General features: G+C 59.5%; 21 protein-coding genes, 1 tRNA gene and 1 pseudogene. 13 read left to right on the top strand and 10 right to left on the bottom strand.

The window, feature by feature from the left end; translation table 11 throughout:
• Window positions 1–4 precede the first annotated feature (4 nt).
• The 7 genes from pth to BST95_RS18460 all read right to left on the bottom strand — a co-directional run bounded on the left by pth (window position 5) and on the right by BST95_RS18460 (window position 5,642).
• On the bottom strand, window positions 5–592 hold the full coding sequence (gene pth / locus BST95_RS18490) for an aminoacyl-tRNA hydrolase (RefSeq protein ID WP_084200887.1): 588 nt from the start codon (window positions 590–592) through the stop codon (window positions 5–7).
• A 23-nt stretch (window positions 593–615) separates the two neighbouring features.
• Window positions 616–1,269 (bottom strand): 50S ribosomal protein L25/general stress protein Ctc, encoded by a 654-nt coding sequence (locus BST95_RS18485; protein WP_084200886.1) that lies wholly within the window; start codon window positions 1,267–1,269, stop codon window positions 616–618.
• A gap of 69 nt (window positions 1,270–1,338) precedes the next feature.
• Window positions 1,339–2,271: a ribose-phosphate pyrophosphokinase gene (locus BST95_RS18480; protein ID WP_066059950.1), complete on the bottom strand. Its 933-nt coding sequence runs from the start codon at window positions 2,269–2,271 to the stop codon at window positions 1,339–1,341.
• A 100-nt stretch (window positions 2,272–2,371) separates the two neighbouring features.
• A tRNA-Gln gene (locus BST95_RS18475) sits at window positions 2,372–2,446 on the bottom strand.
• 7 nt (window positions 2,447–2,453) lie between these two features.
• On the bottom strand, window positions 2,454–3,290 hold the full coding sequence (gene ispE / locus BST95_RS18470; protein WP_084200885.1) for a 4-(cytidine 5'-diphospho)-2-C-methyl-D-erythritol kinase: 837 nt from the start codon (window positions 3,288–3,290) through the stop codon (window positions 2,454–2,456).
• Entirely contained in the window at window positions 3,283–3,834 is a 552-nt protein-coding gene (gene lolB / locus BST95_RS18465; protein ID WP_169843997.1) for a lipoprotein insertase outer membrane protein LolB, read from the bottom strand. Before lolB ends, ispE begins: the two co-directional genes overlap by 8 nt.
• Before the next feature lie 38 nt (window positions 3,835–3,872).
• Window positions 3,873–5,642 (bottom strand): tetratricopeptide repeat protein, encoded by a 1,770-nt coding sequence (locus BST95_RS18460; protein ID WP_084200883.1) that lies wholly within the window; start codon window positions 5,640–5,642, stop codon window positions 3,873–3,875.
• Between the two features lie 191 nt (window positions 5,643–5,833).
• Here BST95_RS18460 and hemA point away from each other — a divergent pair, with 191 nt between their 5' ends.
• From hemA to BST95_RS18440, 5 genes are read left to right on the top strand one after another with little or no spacing between them, the layout of a single operon-like run.
• Window positions 5,834–7,189: a glutamyl-tRNA reductase gene (hemA, locus tag BST95_RS18455; RefSeq protein WP_084200882.1), complete on the top strand. Its 1,356-nt coding sequence runs from the start codon at window positions 5,834–5,836 to the stop codon at window positions 7,187–7,189.
• Window positions 7,186–8,268: a peptide chain release factor 1 gene (gene prfA / locus BST95_RS18450; protein WP_084200881.1), complete on the top strand. Its 1,083-nt coding sequence runs from the start codon at window positions 7,186–7,188 to the stop codon at window positions 8,266–8,268. Before hemA ends, prfA begins: the two co-directional genes overlap by 4 nt.
• A complete protein-coding gene (gene prmC, locus BST95_RS18445) occupies window positions 8,268–8,846 on the top strand; it encodes a peptide chain release factor N(5)-glutamine methyltransferase (RefSeq protein WP_338073393.1) in 579 nt (192 codons plus the stop codon). Before prfA ends, prmC begins: the two co-directional genes overlap by 1 nt.
• 11 nt (window positions 8,847–8,857) lie before the next feature.
• Window positions 8,858–9,100, top strand: a complete 243-nt coding sequence (locus BST95_RS21185) for a class I SAM-dependent methyltransferase (RefSeq protein ID WP_338073392.1) — start codon at window positions 8,858–8,860, stop codon at window positions 9,098–9,100.
• The gene (locus BST95_RS18440; protein WP_066059898.1) at window positions 9,090–9,842 is read left to right on the top strand and encodes a HesA/MoeB/ThiF family protein; all 753 of its coding nucleotides are present in this window, start codon (window positions 9,090–9,092) and stop codon (window positions 9,840–9,842) included. Before BST95_RS21185 ends, BST95_RS18440 begins: the two co-directional genes overlap by 11 nt.
• Here the strand turns inward: BST95_RS18440 and BST95_RS18435 are convergent.
• The gene (locus BST95_RS18435) at window positions 9,793–11,196 is read right to left on the bottom strand and encodes an MATE family efflux transporter (RefSeq protein ID WP_084200880.1); all 1,404 of its coding nucleotides are present in this window, start codon (window positions 11,194–11,196) and stop codon (window positions 9,793–9,795) included. The two genes, BST95_RS18440 and BST95_RS18435, sit on opposite strands and share 50 nt — an antisense overlap.
• 94 nt (window positions 11,197–11,290) lie before the next feature.
• Between BST95_RS18435 and BST95_RS18430 the strand changes: the two genes are divergently transcribed.
• Both BST95_RS18430 and rhlB read left to right on the top strand, forming a co-directional pair.
• The gene (locus tag BST95_RS18430; RefSeq protein ID WP_084200879.1) at window positions 11,291–11,878 is read left to right on the top strand and encodes an HvfX family Cu-binding RiPP maturation protein; all 588 of its coding nucleotides are present in this window, start codon (window positions 11,291–11,293) and stop codon (window positions 11,876–11,878) included.
• An 83-nt stretch (window positions 11,879–11,961) separates the two neighbouring features.
• Window positions 11,962–13,323: an ATP-dependent RNA helicase RhlB gene (rhlB, locus tag BST95_RS18425; protein WP_084200878.1), complete on the top strand. Its 1,362-nt coding sequence runs from the start codon at window positions 11,962–11,964 to the stop codon at window positions 13,321–13,323.
• Here the strand turns inward: rhlB and cysZ are convergent.
• Both cysZ and BST95_RS18415 read right to left on the bottom strand, forming a co-directional pair.
• Window positions 13,320–14,051 carry a sulfate transporter CysZ gene (gene cysZ, locus BST95_RS18420; RefSeq protein WP_084200877.1) on the bottom strand — a complete coding sequence of 244 codons (732 nt, stop codon included), beginning with the start codon at window positions 14,049–14,051 and terminating at the stop codon, window positions 13,320–13,322. The two genes, rhlB and cysZ, sit on opposite strands and share 4 nt — an antisense overlap.
• On the bottom strand, window positions 14,048–14,251 hold the full coding sequence (locus BST95_RS18415) for a cysteine-rich CWC family protein (protein ID WP_084200876.1): 204 nt from the start codon (window positions 14,249–14,251) through the stop codon (window positions 14,048–14,050). Before BST95_RS18415 ends, cysZ begins: the two co-directional genes overlap by 4 nt.
• Window positions 14,252–14,313: 62 nt before the next feature.
• On the opposite strand from BST95_RS18415, the gene smrA reads away from it, so the two are divergent.
• The 6 genes and pseudogenes from smrA to ispH all read left to right on the top strand — a co-directional run bounded on the left by smrA (window position 14,314) and on the right by ispH (window position 20,718).
• Window positions 14,314–14,922, top strand: a complete 609-nt coding sequence (gene smrA, locus BST95_RS18410) for a DNA endonuclease SmrA (protein WP_084200875.1) — start codon at window positions 14,314–14,316, stop codon at window positions 14,920–14,922.
• Between the two features lie 163 nt (window positions 14,923–15,085).
• Window positions 15,086–16,024, top strand: a complete 939-nt coding sequence (gene ribF, locus BST95_RS18405; protein WP_084200874.1) for a bifunctional riboflavin kinase/FAD synthetase — start codon at window positions 15,086–15,088, stop codon at window positions 16,022–16,024.
• A 10-nt stretch (window positions 16,025–16,034) separates the two neighbouring features.
• A complete protein-coding gene (ileS, locus tag BST95_RS18400) occupies window positions 16,035–18,839 on the top strand; it encodes an isoleucine--tRNA ligase (protein WP_084200873.1) in 2,805 nt (934 codons plus the stop codon).
• A 46-nt stretch (window positions 18,840–18,885) separates the two neighbouring features.
• Window positions 18,886–19,317, top strand: a complete 432-nt coding sequence (gene lspA, locus BST95_RS18395) for a signal peptidase II (protein ID WP_229801922.1) — start codon at window positions 18,886–18,888, stop codon at window positions 19,315–19,317.
• Window positions 19,314–19,768: pseudogene (locus tag BST95_RS18390) on the top strand (FKBP-type peptidyl-prolyl cis-trans isomerase). Before lspA ends, BST95_RS18390 begins: the two are co-directional and overlap by 4 nt.
• The gene (ispH, locus tag BST95_RS18385; protein ID WP_084200871.1) at window positions 19,768–20,718 is read left to right on the top strand and encodes a 4-hydroxy-3-methylbut-2-enyl diphosphate reductase; all 951 of its coding nucleotides are present in this window, start codon (window positions 19,768–19,770) and stop codon (window positions 20,716–20,718) included. Before BST95_RS18390 ends, ispH begins: the two are co-directional and overlap by 1 nt.
• Window positions 20,719–20,781 lie beyond the last annotated feature (63 nt).

Genomic DNA, 20,781 nt, shown 5'->3' with positions numbered 1-20,781 from the left:
GCAGCTAGGCTGCGCTAAAACTGTGTAATCGGGTCATCGCCTTGGTGGCGTCGCCGTCCAGTAGCAGAGGCAAGGCGCTGATGGCCTCGTCGATACTGGCATCGATACGATCGCGGTCTACCTGTGAGGGGCGGCTTAAGACGTAGCCCGAGACCTTGGAGGCGTGGCCGGGGTGATCAATGCCGATTCGCAGGCGATGAAACTTCTTGTTGTTGCCCAGTGCGGGCACAATGTCACGCAGGCCGTTGTGGCCGCCGTGGCCCCCACCTTGCTTGAACCTGGCCGTACCTGCGGGAATATCCAGTTCATCGTGGGCGACGAGGATCTCTTCCGGGGCAATTTTGAAAAATTGGGCCATCGCTGCAACGGCCTTGCCGGAGCGATTCATGAAGGTTGTGGGGATGAGTAATCTGAGGTCGTGACCGGCGTAGGTGATACGGCCAGCGAGACCGGAAAATTTGGATTCCGCCGAGAGAGTAGCACCGCATTGGCGCGCCAGCTCCTCAACGAAATCGGCGCCCGCGTTGTGGCGGGTGCCCCGGTATTCACTACCGGGGTTACCCAGGCCGGCGATCAGCTTGATGGCTGTCAACGCGGGAGCCAGGAGGCGAGGAATTACTCCTCGCCTTCGCCTTCTTCAGCGGCGTCGTCAGCAGCAGCTTCGACTTCATCGTCGTCTTTGCCGCCCTTCGGCGCAACGACAGAGGCGATCGCCAGGTCGTGGTCTTCACCCAGAGCCAGGGCAACGGAAGTTACGCCTGCGGGCAGAGTGACGTCAGACAGGTGAACGATCTCGCCAGTTTTGATCTCGAGCATATCCACTTCGATGAACTCGGGGATGTCGCCGGGCAGACAGCTAACTTCGATGTCAGTCGCCTGGTGCTGGATCATGCCGCCTTCCATCTTCACGCCGTGACAGTTCTCTTCGTTCAGGAAGTGAATGGGCACGTGTACTTTAATGGCAACCTTGTCGTCGACACGCAGGAAGTCAGCGTGCATTACGAGGTCTTTGGCGGGGTGACGCTGCAGATCCTTGAGGATTGCTTTCTGTACATCACCACCTACGTTCACTTCCAGTACGTGGGAGTAGAACGCTTCGTTTTCCAGAGACTTTTCCAGGTCCTTGCGGATGATGGTCAGAGACTGGGGTTCCTTGTCACCACCGTAGATGATGGCAGGGATTTTGTCGGCGAGACGACGCAGGCGGCGGCTCGCACCTTTCCCCATGTCCTCACGCAGTTCGGCTTGTACTTCAAATTGGTCAGACATTGTCAGACTCCTTTGATATTCACTGCAACACCTGCGACCGGTGCGGCAGTGGGTTCATAAAAGCTGTTCTTAACTGAACAGCGCGCTGATAGATTCCCCGTTGGCCACCCGACGCATGGACTCAGCCAGCAGGTCAGAGGTGGTTAGCACGCGGATCTTTTCGATGCCGCGAGCCTCCTCAGAGAGGGGAATCGTATCGGTGATTACCAGCTGGTCGAGCTGGGAATTCCGAATATTTTCCAGGGCTTTGCCGGACAGTACTCCGTGAGTACAGTAGGCATATACACCCAGTGCACCGCGCTCTTTCAGCGCGTTGGCCGCCTGGCAAAGTGTGCCGGCAGTGTCGACCATGTCGTCGACCAGCAGGCAGGTGCGGCCCTCCACGTCGCCGATCAGGTTCATGACCTGGGCTTCGTTAGCCTTGGGGCGGCGCTTGTCGATAATGGCCAGGTCAGCTTCGTCCAGCTGCTTGGCGACGGCGCGGGCCCTGACTACACCGCCGATGTCCGGCGATACCACGATCTGGTTTTCGTACTGCTGTGCCACGATGTCGTCGATCAGAATCGGCGAGCCGTATACGTTGTCCACCGGGCATTCGAAGAAGCCCTGAATCTGCTCTGCGTGCAGGTCCATGGTCAGCACCCGGTCTACACCGACGCCTACCATCATGTCCGCCACCACTTTAGCAGTAATGGGTACGCGGGCAGAGCGTACTCGGCGATCCTGGCGGGCGTAGCCAAAGTAGGGCACTACCGCGGTAATGCTGTCTGCCGAGGCACGACGCAGGGCGTCGATCATCACCAGCAACTCCATCAGGTTGTCGTTGGTGGGGTTGCAGGTTGACTGGACCACGAAGACGTCCTTGCCGCGGACGTTTTCATTCAGTTCAACTGCGATCTCGCCGTCGGAGAATTTGCCGACATCCGCATGTCCCAGGTTGAGATACAGGCGGCTGGCAATTTTCTGAGCGAGTTCAGGGTTGGCGTTACCCGTGAAAACCATCATCTTCGAGGACACTGGACGTTACCTTTTAAAGCGAATCGACGAATGCTGCACATAAAAATAATGCCACACACCACCCGATGTATGGCATTTCTGAATATGGCTGGGGTGGCAGGATTCGAACCTGCGAATGCCGGGATCAAAACCCGGTGCCTTGCCGCTTGGCGACACCCCAGTAAACTCTAGCTGTTGACCAGTCCCTCCAGCACGGGTGACTTATTCACCCCCGCTGCCGCGAAGGCATTCAGTTCCGCGGGCAGTTGGCTCAGGACCGCTTGGGCCTGGGCCTTTTCAGGGAAGCTTGCGAACACGCATGCTCCGGTTCCGGTCAACCTGGCACTTCCAAATTTTCCCAGGATATTCAACGCGTTATCAACTTCCGGATGGAAGTTTCTAACGAGATCCTGGCAGTCGTTGCGGGAGTGCCCCTCGAAAAAGGCGGCTATTGTGATGGGAGAGGTGTCCCGTGTCAATTGCTCGTGTGAAAAAATTTCTGCCGTCGAAACATGGCAGTTGGGAGCGGCGATCACATACCACTCCTCGGGCATTTCCACTGGCTCCAGAATTTCCCCGACACCCGCCGCCCAGGCGGTGTGGCCGGCCACGAAAACCGGGACGTCAGCGCCGAGGCTGGCCCCGATTTGCTGCAGTTTTTCACTGCTGAAAGCGCGTGCCCAGAGGTGGTTCAGTGCCAGCAATGTGGTGGCCGCGTTTGAGCTGCCGCCACCGAGGCCGCCGCCCTCCGGAATGCGCTTGGTCACTTCAATGTGCACGCCGCGATGTCCTGTCCGCAACTGCGCTGCGGCACGGTAGATGAGATTGTCCTGCAGTTCGATATCAAACGGCGACCCAGACAGGGTGATGGCGCCGCTATCGTCAGGGGTGAACGTGAGGGTGTCGCCCCAGTCCAGCAACTGGAACAGGGTTTGCAGTTCGTGGTAGCCGTCACTGCGTCGCCCGGTAATGTGCAGGAACAGGTTGAGCTTGGCCGGCGACAAGAGCGTGATCGAGTCAGTCACGGGTAGCGGTCTCTTCCCAGCGGCGCACAATAATCCTGGCCCAGGTATCGTCGCGCGACACTTCCATACGGGTGGGCAGCGTGAGCTCGGCGAAGGTGCCGAAGCCGCTGTAGGTGACCTCCCAGCCCTGTTGCGACAGCCGGGCAGGCCGGCCGGTGTCCGGGTCAAACTCCAGTGCGTCGCTGGTGGTGTTGGGGTCTGGTATGCCGCGCAGCCAGTATGGCATTGATTGCAGGGGCAGGTCCCACTCCGACCCGGGCGGGACCTTGTCGGTTGTCCAATACTGGATGTCGTCGCCCTGGCGGATCTCGACATGGAACCCATCGCTCTCCACGGTGGTGGCAGCGATTCCGAGCGGACCCTGTAGATGCAGCTGGGTGTTTTGTCCGGCTTGCTGCCAGGTGAGGCTGGCGGATTCCGCCTGGGTGGGGGTGCGCAACGCAATCTTGCCGCGGGCGGTGAATTGGTCGAAGGCCTCCAGACGCGCCTGCTGCTCGCTCCAGTGGGGAGGTGGCGGCGCTATTCCTGCGCAGGCTGTCAGCACCAGGAATGACCCCGGCAGAAGAGTCCGTGTCAGGGTGTTCACTGTTCTGCAGCGGCCTCAGTGCCGGGCAGCGTTTGCAGGTGGGTTTCAACGCCCAGGCGCTCCAGGGTGCTCAGCAGTACCGGGTGATTGGGGTCGCGCAGTAGCGCGCCCTGCCAGACACGGGTGGCGGATTCGTGATCGCCACTGACCCATAGCACTTCGCCCAGGTGGGCAGCCACTTCCGGGTCAGGAAATGCGGCATAGGCGCGCATCAGGTACTCCAGTGATTCTTCAACACGCCCCTGGCGGAAAAGCACCCAGCCCATGCTGTCGAGGATAGCCGGCTCTTCCGGGTCCAGTTCCAGGGCCCGACTGATCAACTCAAGGGCCTCGTCGTGGCGGTCGGTGCGATTGGTGAGGGTGTAGCCCAGTGCGTTCAGTGCGGTGGCGTTATCTGGGTCATTGGCGAGTATGGTGCGCAGGTCGCGCTCCATGAGGTCCAGGTCATTCTGTTGTTCGCTGACCATGGATCGCGCGTACAGTAGTGCCTCCGACTCGGGGAAATCACTAATGCCCTGGTTCAGCACCTCGCGGCTGGCCCCCAGATAGCCACCGCTGCTAAGCAGGTCCGCTTCAATATTGTAGAGCTGTTCGCTGCGTGCAGGGAGCCGCAAGCGCTGGCTGGCAAACCAGTCGCGGCACTCTTCGAACTGGCCGCTGTCGATCAGAATCTGGCCTAGGCGCTGATTGGCAGCCAGATACTGCCGGCCGTCGCCGATTTGCTGGTAGTGGCGCACGGCCTCGCCCTGTTCGCTGCGATCCTCGGCAATTCGCCCCAGGTAGTAGTGGGCTTCGTCGTTGCGCGCGTTGAGGGCCAACATCTGCTGCAGGTAGGCCCGTGCCACTAAGTCATCGCCGTTCTCACGATTGATGAGGGCCAGTGACAGTAGCAGGTCGGCGTCCTGTGGTGACTGGGCCGACAATATTTCGAATTGTTCGCGGGCTGCGACGATATCGGTGCTGGTGAGTAGCTTGGCGTATTCCAGGCGCAGGCGAGAATCTTCCGGATGCGCTTCCAGGACAGTTCTGATGTGGCGGAATGGGTCCTGCTCCTGCTGTTTGAGGCGCACCCGGGCCTCCAGCAGGAGCGCCTGGTGCTGCAGTGGGTCAACCGTGAATAATTTGTCCAGCTTAGCCTGGGCCTGGGGGTACTGCTGGAATTCCGCGTGAATCAGCGCCTGGGTCATTAGCAGGGCGGGGTCGTCGGGAAACTCTTCACCGAGCGTATTCAGGCCTGCCACCAGTTCGGCCTGCTGCGCCGGAGGTAGCTGATTGAACCCCTGCAGCAGTAGCGGAAAGTTGGCCTGGACATCGGATCGCGCTACCACCGCCATGTGCGGCAATGCCTGCAGCGGCTGCTGTTGTGCGGCCAGCAGGCTGGCAGCAGTATTGTTTGCCTCGACGCTGTCTGGCTCCAGCGCCAGCCACAGCTGCACGGCCTCAAGGGATTCTTCCGGCCGGCGCATATACTGAGCCAGGTGGGTTGTATGTCGCGCCACGCCTACGTCGCCCAAGGTAGGCGCCTCCTCGAGATAGGCGTCCAGCGCTGTGTTGTAATCGCCGCGGCGCATGGCGAATTCCGCCAGTATCAGCGAGTAGACGCTGTCTGCGGGAATGGGGCGTTCCGGGATGGGCGGAGCAGGCTTGGGCGCCTGTTCCGGCGTGCTGGCGGCGACCGCAGGCACTGCAATTTCCTCGTGCGTGTCGGTGCTGGCGCAGGCGGTGAGCAGCGCAAAGCAGCAGGCGGTGGCGAGGAAGCGGTACATCGAGTCAGGTCCGAATGGCGTCAGGCAAGCTATGATGACATAGACGGGCCCTGAAACCCACAGCCCGGGTGGATCGTTGGAAGCCTGTTATGAGCTGGCTAACTTGTTAAAATCACAGAAATTTTTGATCGGATGTGCTAAGGTGCGTCGGTTTTTGAACAGCCCTTTTGCAGGAGCCAGAACGACCAGCCATGAACTTGATTGCCCTCGGAATCAATCACAACTCCGCCGCCGTTGAAGTGCGCGAGCGGGTTGCGTTTGCCCCTGAGCAAGTGGCTGAGGCGTTGGCGGACGCCTGTGCGACCGGCGAGGTAGATGAGGTGGTGATTCTCTCTACCTGCAACCGCACCGAACTGTACGGCATTGTCCCTGTGGGCAAGCCGCTGGCAGAGCGGGCCGCCAATCTCATTGACTGGATCGCCAATTATCATCATTTACCCGCTGAGGAACTGCGCAGCGCTGCCTACCACTACGAGGCGGAAGCGGCACTGTCGCATATCATCCAAGTGGCCAGCGGTCTGGATTCCATGGTGTTGGGTGAACCTCAGATATTCGGCCAATTGAAGTCGGCATTTGCGGTAGCTTCTGAAGCAGGCACTGTGGCCAGTGAACTGGGGCGTTTGTTCCCGCGGGTATTCACCATCGCCAAGAAGGTTCGCACGGATACGGCCATTGGCGAGAACCCGGTGTCGGTGGCCTATGCCGCGGTCGATCTGGCGGGGCATATTTTTTCGGATCTCGCGAACTGTCAGGCGTTGCTGGTGGGTGCCGGTGAGACGATTGAGCTGGTGACGCGCCACTTGATTGATGCCGGAGTAAAACAAATTGTCATCGCCAACCGAACTCTCGGCAGGGCCCGAGAGCTTGCCCAGCAGTTTGGCGCTGAAGCGGTGCTGCTGGCGGATATTCCGACTCAGCTCCCGGCGGCAGATATTGTCATCACATCTACAGCGAGCCAGTTGCCTATTCTCGGCAAGGGAGCAGTTGAGCAGGCGATCAAAGTTCGCAAACACCGGCCCATGTTAATGGTCGATATTGCCGTGCCACGGGATATCGAGCCGCAAGTGGGCGATTTGCGTGATATCTATCTCTACAGCGTCGATGACCTGCGCGAGATTGTCGACGAGAATCTGCGCAGCCGCCAGAGTGAGGCGCGCAAGGCTGACGTCATTATCGCAGAGGGTGTCCAGGCTTATGTCACGGAGACCCGTCGACTCGGTGCAGTCGATGTCATCAAGGAATATCGTAGCGCCGCCGACCAGACCCGTGAGCAGGAATTACAGCGGGCCTTGCGCTCCCTGGCCCGGGGCGAGGATCCTGCCAAACTGCTCACGCAATTGTCGCGCTCGCTGATGAACAAACTCATTCATGCGCCGACCGCCGGCTTGAAGGAAATTTCCGCCAGCGGTCGTGAGCAGGCGTTGGAAGATGCCAGCCGGCTGCTCGGCGTACAGGCACCGAGCGACCCTGAGACCAGTACCGAATCCACCCAGGGTGTGGATATCAGCGCTGAAGATACCGATCATTCGAGACACACATTGCAATGAAAGCATCCCTCCTGAGTAAACTGGAGACCCTCACAGACCGCCACGAAGAGGTTGCGGCCCTGTTGGGCGACAGCGAGACCATCGCTGATCAGAACCGCTTCCGAGACCTGTCCCGTGAATATGCGGAATTGGAAGAGGTGGTGCGATGCTACGCCGATTTCAGTCAGGTCAATAGTGACCTGGAAGAGGCGCGGTTGATGCTGGAGGACGATGATCCTGATCTGCGCGATATGGCCCGCGAGGAAATCGATTCAGGCAGCGCGCAACTCGAGGTCCTCGAATCGCAGCTGCAAACGCTGTTACTCCCGCGCGACCCCAACGATTCTCACAACGTTTTTCTCGAGATTCGCGCCGGTACCGGTGGCGACGAGGCGGCGATTTTCTCCGGGGACTTGTTCCGTATGTATTCGCGCTACGCCGAGGGCATGGGTTGGAAAGTAGAAGTGCTGTCCGAGCGCCCTGGCGAACACGGCGGGTATAAGGAAATTATCACCAGGGTCGAGGGTCGCGACGTATATGCGCACCTCAAATTTGAGTCTGGCGCGCACCGCGTACAGCGGGTTCCAGAGACTGAGTCCCAGGGTAGAATCCACACCTCCGCCTGCACCGTGGCCGTAATGCCTGAGGCTGAAGAGGTCGACGCGGTGGAAATTAACAAGGCCGACCTGCGGGTTGATACCTACCGTGCCTCCGGTGCCGGGGGCCAGCACGTGAACAAGACCGACTCCGCGGTGCGCATCACCCACTTGCCCTCAGGTATTGTGGTGGAGTGCCAGGACGAGCGTTCCCAGCATAAGAACCGGGCTCGGGCTATGTCGCTGCTGCAGGCAAAGCTGTTGACCAGTGCCCAGGACAAAGCCGCTGAAGAGCAGGCCTCCATGCGTCGCGACCTGGTGGGTACGGGTGATCGCAGTGACCGCATTCGCACCTACAATTTCCCCCAGGGACGCCTGACCGACCACCGCATCAACCTGACTCTTTACAAGCTGGCAGAGGTAATGGAAGGTGAGCTGGACGCCGTGGTTGGCCCACTGCGGCAGGAGTATCAGGCGGATCAGCTGGCAGCACTGGCGGGCTGATGGCCACCGTGGCCGAGTTGCTGCAGGGCGTAGACGATCTCCCCGGTGACAGCCCGCGCCGCGACCTCGAAGTGTTGCTCGGACACTGTCTGGCAAAATCCCGTACCTGGTTGTATACCTGGCCGGAGGCCGCCGTTGAAGGCGAGACGCTGGCGCAGTTTCAGGCACTGCTGGCGCGTCGCAAGCGCGGCGAACCGGTGGCGCACCTGACAGGTCAGCGTGAATTCTGGTCGCTCGACCTGGAGGTAAATCCCTCTACACTGATTCCCCGTCCCGATACAGAAACGCTCGTAGAGTGGGCCCTGGAGCTGCCACTGGACGAGCCGGTGAGGGCGCTCGACCTCGGCACGGGTACCGGCGCCATTGCACTGGCCCTGGCGCATTCGAAGCCCGGCTGGCAGATTACCGCCACCGATGCCAGTACCGAGGCCGTGGCGCTTGCTCTGCGCAATGCCCGTCGCTGTCAGCTCGAGCAGGTGGTTGTGTTGGAATCTGACTGGTTTTCAGCACTGTCCGGAGAGCACTTTGACCTGATCGTCAGTAACCCACCCTATATTGCCCCGGCGATCCCCATCTAAGCCAGGGTGACGTGCGGTTTGAGCCCGATAGTGCGCTGGTGGCGGCGGCTCAGGGGTTGGCCGATCTCGCGCATTTGTGTGCCAACGCGGGCGATTACCTCACCCCGGGTGGCTGGCTGCTGCTGGAGCACGGCTATGACCAGGCGCCGGCCGTACGCCAATTGCTGACCGATAATGGTTTTTCTGCGGTGATGTCACGGCGCGATCTGGGTGGCCACGAGCGTATTAGTGGAGGGCAGCTGAGTGTTGAGTGACGAGCAGTTATTACGCTACAACCGCCAGATTCTGCTCCACGATTTCGATGTGGCTGGTCAGGAGCGATTGCTGGAATCCCGGGTTTTGATTGTAGGATTGGGTGGCCTCGGTTGTCCGGCGGCCCTGTACCTGGCGGCGGCCGGAGTTGGCACGCTGGTGCTGGCGGATGGCGATGCCGTGGAGTTGAGTAACCTGCAGCGCCAGCTTGCCCATGGCGAGGCCGATATTGGCCGCAACAAAGCGGTGTCTGCCGCGGCGAGCATTGCTGATATTAATCCCGGTGTGACGGTAACTACGCTCACAGAGCACCTAGCTGGCGACGCGCTTGCCGCTGCGGTGCAAGCTGTCGACCTCGTTGTGGATTGCAGTGATAACTTTCCCACCCGCTTCGCCCTGAATCGGGCCTGCATTGCCGCAGGTATCCCAATGGTGTCGGCCGCGGCCGTGCGCAGTGAAGGGCAGCTCTCGGTGTTTGATGTTGCCGGCGGCGGCCCCTGTTACCGCTGCCTGTATCCCAGTGAAGGCGCTGAAACGGCCCTGAGCTGCAGTGACAGCGGCGTTTTGGCGCCGGTGGTGGGCATCTTCGGCGCGCTGCAGGCTATGGAGGCGTTGAAGTTGCTCACAGGGTTCGGTGAACCCCTGCGGGGCCGGCTGCTTATGATGGACCTGCGTACCGCCGAGCAGCAGCAGCTCAGGCTTGCGGCCCGTCCTGAATGCCCTGATTGTGCGCAGCAGCGCTGACGGGCAGTTTTTGTAGCTTGCCGTATAGGCGCCAGCCCACCAGCACGGTCGAAAAGCAAATTCCCGCGATTAACGCGACCCAGATGCCGGCGGTGCCATCTGAGGGGTTTTCTGCCACTTTCAGACCCAGCCACCAGGACAGCGGCAGCGATAAGCCCCAATAAGCGAAGCACATGACCAGGAACGGGAAGCGAGTGTCTTTAAACGCGCGTAGCACATAAGAGGCCGCCACCTGGGTCGAATCGATGACGATAAAAATGGCCACCAGTTGCACCAGGCGCAGCGCAATTACATGGATACCCGACTCGGCGGTGTAAGCGCTGATGATGAGCGACGGAATAGAGAGCAACACTACGGTTGAGACAACGCCCACGAGCAACGTCATGCCTGTGCCTGTTGCCACTGCGAGCTTGATCTGCTCGTGTCGGCCGCTGCCGATAGCGTGACCCACCCGCGTGGCCATGGCTGAGCCCACGCTGATCAGCGGCATGTAAACCACATCCCATACGTTGTAGGCGATCTGGTGTGCCGCCATGGCATTGTTCCCCAATGTGGCAATCATCAAGCTGACCACGGTAAAGACGCCAATTTCCAGGAAGAAGGTCAGTCCGATCGGTAAGCCCAGACGCAGAATTTGTCCTATGGCTGTCCAGTCGGGCGCCACCATGATCCGCTCCGGGAGGTAGGGCTTGATGGTTTTGCTGAACAGGATATAGCCACCGATGAGCAGTGGGCTAAGCCACATGGAGATGGCGGTGGCCCAGCCGCAGCCCGCTGCGCCCAGTTCGGGTGCCCCCCACTTGCCATAGATCAGCATATAGTTAAGGGGGATGTTGGCGATAAAACCGAGCACGCTGGCAACGGCAAAGGGACGCATTATGCCAAGTCCCTGGGTGTGGCAGCGCAGGGCCTGGAAAATCACCACTGCGGGCAGGCCGAATGCCACCGCCTGCATATAGGCCAGGCTTTTGTCCGATGTGATGGGATCGAGCTCGAGCATATCCAACAAGGGTCCCATCTGATAGCAAATTGGCCCCACAATGGCGCCCAGAATGATGGCCAGCCACAGCGACTGCGGCAGAATGTCGCGGATCGCCTGGATTTTGCGCGCGCCAAAATCCTGGGCGACGATGACCGAGACAGCCAGCATGATGCCTAGAGTCAGCAGGAACAGTGGCAGCCAGATGTTGTAACCGATCGCAATCGCCGCCAGATCGACCGAGCTGTAGCGCCCGGCCATCACGGTGTCGACGACACCCGTGCCCATTTGCGCCAGCTGGGCAATCACAGTGGGCCAGGCAATAGCGCCGACGGCGGCGGCTTCCTTGCGATAGTCTTTAAATGTTGTGGTCATCCCAGGGTGGAGCCTTGGCGCAAAATTCGGAATTGATGAAACCTTTTGGCGGTATTTGCTGTCACAGAGTGAATAATTCGGTAGGGAATGCTCAATGAACGCAATTGCACAGTGGTATTACACCATACACAGCGCTATTTTTCCGCGCCTGCAACACCTCGATGGCCTGGCGCCATTGGCGTTGCGACTTTATCTGGTGCCGGTGTTCTGGATGGCGGGCACCCAGAAAATCAAGGGTATCGACAGCACCATTGAATGGTTTGGCAACCCCGACTGGGGGCTGGGCCTGCCGGCGCCTGAGTTGCTGGCGTATCTGGCGGCTTACACCGAGGCTATTGGTGCGCTGTTGCTGCTGCTGGGCCTGGCAACCCGCTGGATTTCCATCCCCCTCATGATCACCATGGTAGTGGCGATTTTTGCTGTCCACTGGCCCCACGGTTGGGCCGCGATTGCCGACTCCAGCTCCCAGGAAGTGGCGGTGCGCCTGGGTGCCGCCAAAGACATTCTGCGTGAACATGGCAACTACTCCTGGCTGACCGAGAAAGGCAGCTTTGTAGTGCTCAACAACGGTATTGAGTTCGCGGTGACCTATCTGGTGATGCTGTTCTCGCTGTTATTCACTGGCGGCGGGCGCTATACCAGCGTGGATTACTACCTCTCGAGGCTGTTCCCAGCCCGTTAATCCTGCTCTTTTTTGTAGGCGCGGCGCCGGCCGCGCTATGGTAGACTAGCGCGTTTTTTGAGCAGTCACAGGATTACAGTCAATTGATCAAGAGTTTTGTAGGGCGTATTACCGGCAAGAACAACAGTGCTGGTGAAGCTGTCCAGGCCCCTGCAGGTCAGAACAAGTCGCCGCGCAAAGAGCAGGCGCAGCAGGCCAGCGGCAACAAGAAACGCCGCCGTTCTCGCAAGCCCAAAGCTGCTCCCCAGCCCTGGAGCATCGACGAGTTTGTCGTTGAGCCAGAAGAGGGCAAGGTACGCTTCCACGACCTCGGCCTGCGCGACGAACTGATGCGCGGTATTGCCGAGCTCGGCTTTCAATATTGCTCGCCTATTCAGGGCCAGGTGTTGCCGCATACACTCAAAGGCAATGACGCGATTGGCAAGGCGCAGACAGGCACCGGTAAAACGGCCGCATTCCTCATTACCATCTTCAATGATTTGCTGAGCAACCATGTTGAGGGTGAGCGCTTTATTGGCGAGCCGCGCGCGCTGGTGATTGCGCCCACCCGTGAGCTGGTCATGCAGATCGCTGCGGATGCCGCCGACCTCGGCAAGCACACCGGGCTGGAAGTGGTCACCCTGATTGGCGGTATGGATTACCAGAAGCAGCTCAACCGCTTGCAGAACAACGTGGTTGATCTGGTTGTGGCTACGCCGGGCCGCCTGATCGATTTCATGACTCGCCGCGATCTCTATCTCGATCACATCGAGGTACTGGTGCTCGACGAGGCGGACCGGATGCTCGACATGGGCTTTATCCCGCAGGTGAAGCGTATTGTCCGTGCCACGCCTCGCAAGGAAAACCGTCAAACGCTGTTGTTCTCGGCGACATTTACCCAGGACATTATCAATCTTTCCCAGCAGTGGACCTTTGAACCGGTGACGGTTGAGATTGAGCCTGAATCTGTTGCCACCGATACGGTGGACCAGAAAATTTATCTGGTCAGCAGCGAAGAGCGCTACCGGGTGCTTAATAACGTCATTAAAAGTGAAGACTGCAACAGCCTGATTGTGTTCGCCAATCGCCGCGACCAGGTGCGGAGGCTGCACGAGCGGCTGCGTAAGTCAGGTGTGAAGGCGGGTATTCTGTCGGGTGAAATTCCCCAGGGTAAGCGCACCCGCACACTGGAACAGTTCAAAACCGGTGAGATCAAGGTGCTGGTGGCCACCGACGTGGCGGGGCGCGGTATTCACGTCGATGGCATCAGCCATGTGGTGAACTACAACCTGCCTGAGGATCCGGAAGACTACGTGCACCGCATCGGTCGTACTGGTCGTGCCGGCGCCACTGGCACCTCTATCAGTTTTGCTAGTGAAGACGACGCATTCTTGCTGCCTGACCTCGAGGCCTTGCTCGGCGCGAAGCTGGAGTGCACCTACCCCCCTGCGGAGCTGCTCGTTTAGCGATTCAGCTCTCGGCACCACAGCAATGTGGCGCCCACGACGGCTGCCGGTACCACAAAGAAGTTCACAATGGGGATGCCGGTGCACAGCGCCACGGCGCCGCCAAATCCCATGCTGCTAAGGCGGCGGCTGCGCACCGCCTCTTTGACGTCGCCAAAGCTGAGCTGGTGATTGTCCATGGGGTAGTCGACGAACTGGATAGACATCATCCACGCTCCCAGCAGGAACCAAAGCAGCGGGGCCACGGTGTTCAACACGGGAATAAAGGTTATTAGCAGGACGAACGCTGCCATGGGTAGGTAGTACATGAGTTTGGCCAGTTCCCGCACAATGCCCAGCGGCACCATCATCAGTGCCGCGCCCAGCCCCTCCAGGGCCGGTACTTCCTTTCCAGTTACGAGTTCTTCCGCTTTTTCGGCTAACAGGCCGTTGAACGGCGAGGCGATGATCAGGGCCACAGCCGTAAACATATAGCCTGTCATCAGGCTCAGGGTCAGGCCGACCAGTGGCCAGAGTATCCATTCGATAAAGCTGAGCCAGTCCGGCACCCAGGCCAGGGCCTGGTCCATCCAGTCGATGAGATAGCTCATGCCGATGCTGATCAAGGTGCCAAAAATCACGATATTGATGGCCAGAGGCACCAGCACAAAGAGGCGCAGTGAGGGGTGGGTGAGCAGCTTGGCACCTTCAAACAGGTACCCTACGCCGTTGACGACATTGCCTTTCAAATTGAACTCCTGGTGGGGGTGGAACCGCAGCCTGGGCAGATACAGCGGGTGCCTTTGTCTTCGGGCGCCAGTCGCTCGATGGCCTCCGGTGCGATCTGGGCGGTCATGCACCAGCAACTCTCGGCAGGCTGGCCAGCGGCCATGGCACACTGGTTGGGCTCGCCGCAGAGAGGGCATTGATCTGCACTGCTGTTGTCCATATTCGGGTATTTGCCTGCTGCAACAGAGCGATATAATAGCCCAGCAAGGAGTCAGAAACCCTATGTCCAGCGACGAAGAGAGCCTGTTTTTCGACGAAATGTCCGACGTGGTCCCGCTTAAGCGTGAGGGGAGGGTGCGCCTGGATAAAAAGCGCCATCGGGATTCCTCGCTGGATCAGCGGCGTGAGGCGGCTACTCTCGATAAGCGCGATGACGGCAATATCCTGACTGAGGACGGTCTGGCCATTGCACCCCTGGATCCATGGTATGTCCTCGATTACAAGCGCCCCGGCGTTCAGAACGGGGTGTTTCGCCGGCTCAAACAGGGCCGCTATGAGGCGGAAGCCCGCCTCGATCTGCACCGCATGACAACCCGGATCGCCCGCAAGGAATTGTTTGAGTTTATCCAGGAGTCGGTGCGCCTGGGGATCCGCAGTGTCATCATTATTCACGGCAAGGGTGAGAGCAAAGCTGAGCGCGAGCGCTCATCTATTCTCAAGGGCTGTACCGATCACTGGTTGCGCGAGCTCGACCAGGTGCAGGCCTTTCACTCGGCCCAGCCCCGCCATGGCGGTACCGGGGCGGTTTATGTCCTGCTGCGCAAGTCCGAGGGAAAGAAGCGCGAGAATCGCGAGATGTTTATGAAGGGTCGGGTACCCTACGACGGCTAGGCGCTGCCGGGGCGTCAGGGTCGTTTGGCGCACCTGGCGATCCCCAAGTCAACACCCATCCATCCAGCCCTCTGGTGGCAATAACCGGGAAAATGGACGTTTCAGGGGGAGGGTGGTTTCGCTATAATTCGGCGTTGGATTTCACCGGGCAAACCAGATTCCCATGGAGTTGATACGCGGCCTGCACAATTTGCGGCCCAGACACCGCGATTGTGTGGCTACGATTGGCGCCTTTGACGGGGTGCATCTGGGCCATCAGGCTGTGCTCAGCCATCTGCAGAGCAAAGCCGCTGAGTTGGGCCTGCCATCAACTGTCATCGTCTTCGAGCCACTGCCGCGCGAGTATTTTTCGCCGCTACAGGCGCCGGCCCGAATTATGAGCTTCCGGGAGAAATTTCGGGCCATGGAAGCACTCGGGATAGATCGTCTGCTGCGCATCCGCTTTAACGAGCGACTTCGCGCCATGACGGCCCAGCAGTTTGTCGAGCAGGTGTTTGTCGAAGGGCTGGGCGTGAAGTACGTCGTACTCGGAGATGACTTTCGCTTTGGCAACGATCGCCAGGGCGATGTCCAGTACATCCAGCAGCAGGGTGAAATCCACGGCTACGATGCGGGGCCGACCCCGACCCGCGAGTGGGATGGTAGCCGGGTGAGCAGTACACGTATCCGCGAAGCATTGGAAAACGCCTATTTTGACCGTGCCGAGGAGATGCTGGGCCGGCCATATTCCATTGCAGGCAAAGTGATTTACGGCCGCCAGTTGGGAGCGACCATCGGTACGCCCACGGCGAACCTGGAATTGCGCCGGTTGCGGGCGCCACTGGCTGGCGTGTATGCCGTGGAAGTGAATGGGGCTGGACTGGAGGCGGCCCGGGGCGTTGCCAATGTCGGTGTGCGTCCGACGGTGGAGGATAGTATCAAGGCCAACCTTGAAGTTCACCTGCTGGACCGCCAGATACAGCTGTACGGCCAGCACATTGAAGTAACGTTCCGCCATCGATTGCGGGACGAAAAGAAGTTTGGCTCTCTGGAGGAGCTCAAAGAGAACATCGCCAGAGATATAGCGAGTACCAGGGCCTGGTTCGAACAACGGCCGGCCTGAGAAAGAAGATATGAGTGATTACAAAGCGACCCTGAACCTGCCCAAGACGGCATTCCCCATGAAGGCCAGCCTGGCCCAGCGCGAGCCTGCACGGCTGAAGCAGTGGGCGGATATGGACCTCTACGGCAAGATTCGCCAGGCCTCTGAAGGCCGTCCCAAGTTTATCCTGCACGATGGCCCTCCCTACGCCAACGGCGATCTGCACCTGGGCCACGCGGTTAACAAGATTCTCAAAGACATTATCGTAAAGTCCCGGGGCCTGGACGGCTTCGACGCCCCCTATGTACCCGGCTGGGATTGTCATGGCCTGCCGATTGAGCTGAACGTTGAAAAGAAAGTGGGCAAGCCTGGCGTGAAAGTCACGCCCGCTGAATTCCGCCAGAAGTGCCGTGAGTATGCAGCGCGCCAGGTGGATGGGCAGCGCGAGACGTTTATTCGTATGGGTGTGTTCGGTGATTGGGCCGACCCGTATCTGACCATGAACTACCAGACCGAGGCCGACATTGTGCGTGCCCTCGGACGCATAGTGGGTAACGGCCACCTGAACAAAGGCTTTAAGCCCGTCCACTGGTGCACGGATTGTGGGTCCGCCCTGGCTGAAGCTGAAGTGGAATATGCCGACAAGCATTCACCGGCTGTCGATGTGGCTTATGCCGCTGTCGATCCCGGCGCCTTCAATGCGGCGATGGGCAGTGACTACAGCGGTGAAATCGCTGTGGTGATCTGGACCACCACCCCCTGGACGCTGCCTGCCAGTATGGCCGTGAGCCTGCACCCGGAGCTGGAGTATGTGCTGGTGGCCGCCGAGGGCCGGGCGCTGGTTGTCGCCGCGGAGCTGTTGGAGAGCTGTGCTGCACGCTATGGGCTGGAGAGCGTCGAAATTCTCGGTCGCTGTAAGGGCGCCGATCTGGAGCGCCAGCTGCTGCAGCATCCCTTCCTGGATCGCCAGTTGCCAGTGATTCTCGGTGATCACGTGACCACCGAGGCCGGCACAGGGGCCGTGCACACGGCACCGGCGCACGGCGCCGATGACTTTGTGGTCGGCAAGCGCTACGACATCGAAGTGTATAACCCGGTGGGCGGCAACGGTGTTTACCTCGAGGGAACTGAATACTTTGCCGGCCAGCATGTGATGAAGGCCAACCCGGCGATTGTCGAGCTGCTGCAAGAGCGCGGTGTGCTCATGCACTACGAGCAGTACGAACACTCCTATCCGCACTGCTGGCGTCATAAGACCCCGATCATCTTCCGTGCCACACCGCAGTGGTTTGTGAGCATGAGCAAGGAGGGGCTGCGCGATAGGGCCCTGGCGGAGATCGAGAAAGTCACCTGGCACCCCGAATGGGGTGAAGCGCGCATCAGCGGCATGGTAGCCGGCGCCCCCGACTGGTGTATCTCTCGCCAGCGGACCTGGGGCGTTCCTATTGCCCTGTTTATCCATAAACAGACCGGCGAGTTGCATCCGCGCACCGATGAACTGATCGAGCAGGTTGCACTGCAAATGGAGTCCCGTGGTATCGATGCCTGGTTCGAGCTGGAACCTGCTGAGCTGCTTGGCGATGAGGCCGACGATTACGAGAAAGTGACCGATACCCTGGATGTGTGGTTCGACTCTGGTGTCACCCACGTCAGTGTGCTCGAGCGCCGGTCGGAATTGCACAAACCTGCCGACCTCTACCTGGAGGGCTCGGACCAGCACCGCGGCTGGTTCCAGTCATCGCTGGTGACCGGCACTGCCATCGACGGCGCTGCGCCCTATAAGAGTGTGCTCACGCACGGTTTCACGGTGGACTCCGAAGGCCGCAAGATGTCCAAGTCGCTGGGCAACATCATTGCACCCAAGACGGTCATGAACGATCTCGGCGCCGACATCATGCGCCTGTGGGTGGCTGCCACGGACTATCGCGGCGAATTGAGTGTCAGTGATGAGATCCTCAAGCGGACAGCGGACTCCTATCGCCGGATCCGCAATACTGCGCGCTTCCTGCTTTCAAACCTGAACGGCTTTGAGCCCGCGACCGACGCGTTGCCATTTGACGACATGTTGTCGCTGGATCGCTGGGCAATCGATCGCACCGCTGCCCTGCAGGCAGAGCTTGCCGAGGATTACGCGTCCTATAATTTCCACCAGATTTACCAGAAACTGCACAACTTCTGTGCCGGTGATCTGGGTGGTTTCTATCTGGATGTGATCAAAGACCGTCAGTACACCACGCGCACTGATAGTATCGCGCGTCGCTCGGCGCAAACTGCGATGTACCATATCGGCGAGGCGCTGGTGCGCTGGATTGCGCCTATCCTCAGTTTTACCGCCGAGGAAATCTGGGAAAATCTGCCGGGTGAGCGCAGCGAGTCGGTGTTCCTGGAAACCTGGTACGAGGGCCTTTCCATCCTGGCGGACGATCAATCCATGGGCCGCGAGTACTGGCGCCAGATGGTAGCCGTGCGCGCCGCTGTGAACAAGGAAATGGAAGCGCGTCGCGCGGCCGGAGAACTGCGCGGATCGCTGGACGCGAATGTAACCCTCTATGCCGACACCGAGCTGGCCGAGCAACTCGCTGCGCTGGGTGATGAGTTGCGCTTCGTGCTGATCACGTCTGGCGCCAGCATCGCTGCGCTGGCTGAAGCCCCGGAAGGGGCCGCCTTTAGTGACGTTGAGGGGCTGCGTATCCTGGTTGATGTTTCCACTGCCGAGAAGTGCGAGCGTTGCTGGCATCGCCGTGAAGATGTTGGTCAGCACGCGGCACACCCGACCCTGTGTGGTCGCTGTGTTGAGAACGTGGACGGCGATGGCGAGCAGCGTAGCTTTGCGTAGCGGGGTAGGGGCGTGGCCCTGGTACGTGCTGGCCGCAGTAATTGTGATGCTGGATCAGTACACCAAGGGGCTGGCCAGCAATCAGCTCCACTACGGCGTTCCGGTCGAGGTGTTCTCCTGGTTTAACCTGACGCTGCAGCACAATACCGGCGCGGCGTTCAGTTTTCTCAGCGAAGCCGGTGGTTGGCAGCGCTGGTTTTTCACGGTGCTGGCATTGGTTATCAGTGTCGGGCTGGTGATCTGGTTGTTTGTCGCCGAGCGTAGTCAATGGCTATTGTCACTCAGTCTGGCATTAATCCTGGGCGGCGCGATTGGCAATGTCTGGGACCGGATGGTCCTCGGTTACGTTGTCGATTTTATCTCGGTCCATTACGGCGGCTGGTACTTCCCCGCCTTCAATATTGCGGACTCGGCCATCACCGTAGGTGCAGGCTGTATGCTGCTGGAGAGCTTTATGGTAGGTAGAACCAAAGAATGAGTACTGTAAACGTCCCCGTCAGTGAAGGCACCCGGGTGTATCTGAACTTTTCCGTGAGCCTGGAAGATGGATCCGAGGTAGACTCCAACTTCGGGGGTGACCCGGTAGACTTTGCCGTGGGTGATGGCAGTTTGCTGGCCGGTTTCGAGCACCGTCTTTTTGGCATGGTGGCGGGCGAGCGCAAGATGTTTGAAGTCCCCCCGAAGACGCATTTGGTCAGCCCAATGAAAACAACGTCCAGCGCATGAACGCGTCCCAGTTCGACGACGACGTCAACCTGGAGGTTGGTCTTGTGTTTTCATTTGCCGATGCCGGTGGTGGTGAGCTCCCCGGCATGGTGATCGCCATTGACGGCGACGAGGTAACCGTGGATTTCAACCATCCCCTGGCTGGCCGTACTATACTTTTCGATGTCCATATTCATCGGGTAGAACCGGCGGAGCTGCACTAATGGAAATTCAACTGGCCAACCCGCGCGGCTTTTGTGCCGGCGTAGATCGGGCCATTGATATTGTTAACCGGGCGCTGGAAGTGTTTGGCGCACCGATCTACGTGCGCCACGAGGTGGTGCACAATAAATTTGTGGTGGGTGATCTGCGTGAGCGGGGCGCCGTGTTTGTCGATGAGCTCGATGAAGTGCCCGACGACTGCATTGTGATTTTCAGCGCACACGGTGTATCCCAGGCGGTGCGCAATGAAGCCCAGCGTCGCCAGCTAAAGGTGTTCGACGCGACCTGCCCGCTGGTAACCAAGGTACACATGGAAGTCGCTCGCTACAGTCGCGAAGGTCGTGAGTGCATTCTTATCGGCCACGAGGGACACCCCGAAGTTGTAGGTACGATGGGGCAGTACGACCACACTGCGGGCGGCGAGATTTATCTTGTCGAGGACGAAGCGCAGGCTGCGACGTTGCAGGTAAGGGAGCCCGACAGTCTGTCTTATGTGACCCAGACCACCCTGTCGATGGACGATACGGCGCGAGTCATCGATGCACTGCGTGAGCGCTTTCCCCGGATTGAAGGGCCGCGCAAGAACGACATTTGCTATGCCACCCAGAATCGCCAGGACGCGGTCAAGGACCTCGGTGCCGGCTGTGACCTTATGCTGGTCGTGGGCTCACCCAATTCCTCTAACTCCAATCGCCTGCGCGAACTGGCCGAGCGTATGGGCGCTGAGGCCTATCTTCTCGACCGGGCAGCGGATATCGATCCCACCTGGCTGCAGGGCAAGCAGCGCATCGGTGTGACCGCCGGGGCCTCCGCACCGGAAATTCTGGTCCAGGAAGTGATCGATCGTCTTCAGGCCCTGGGTGCCGAGGCGCCTGTTGAAGTGCAGGGTATCCCTGAAAAAGTCACCTTCTCGCTGCCCAAAGAGCTGCGCATCGACGCCGTAAACCTGTAATACAGGAAATCGCGGCAGCAATAACGACCATCGTCGGTCGTATTCAGCCAATCACTCGAATCT

Origin of the sequence: Halioglobus japonicus (genome assembly GCF_001983995.1) — a bacterium.
GTDB lineage: Bacteria > Pseudomonadota > Gammaproteobacteria > Pseudomonadales > Halieaceae > Halioglobus > Halioglobus japonicus.
The sequence above is the reverse complement of the archived record's forward strand: the minus strand, read 5'-3'. Positions and strand labels throughout refer to the sequence as shown.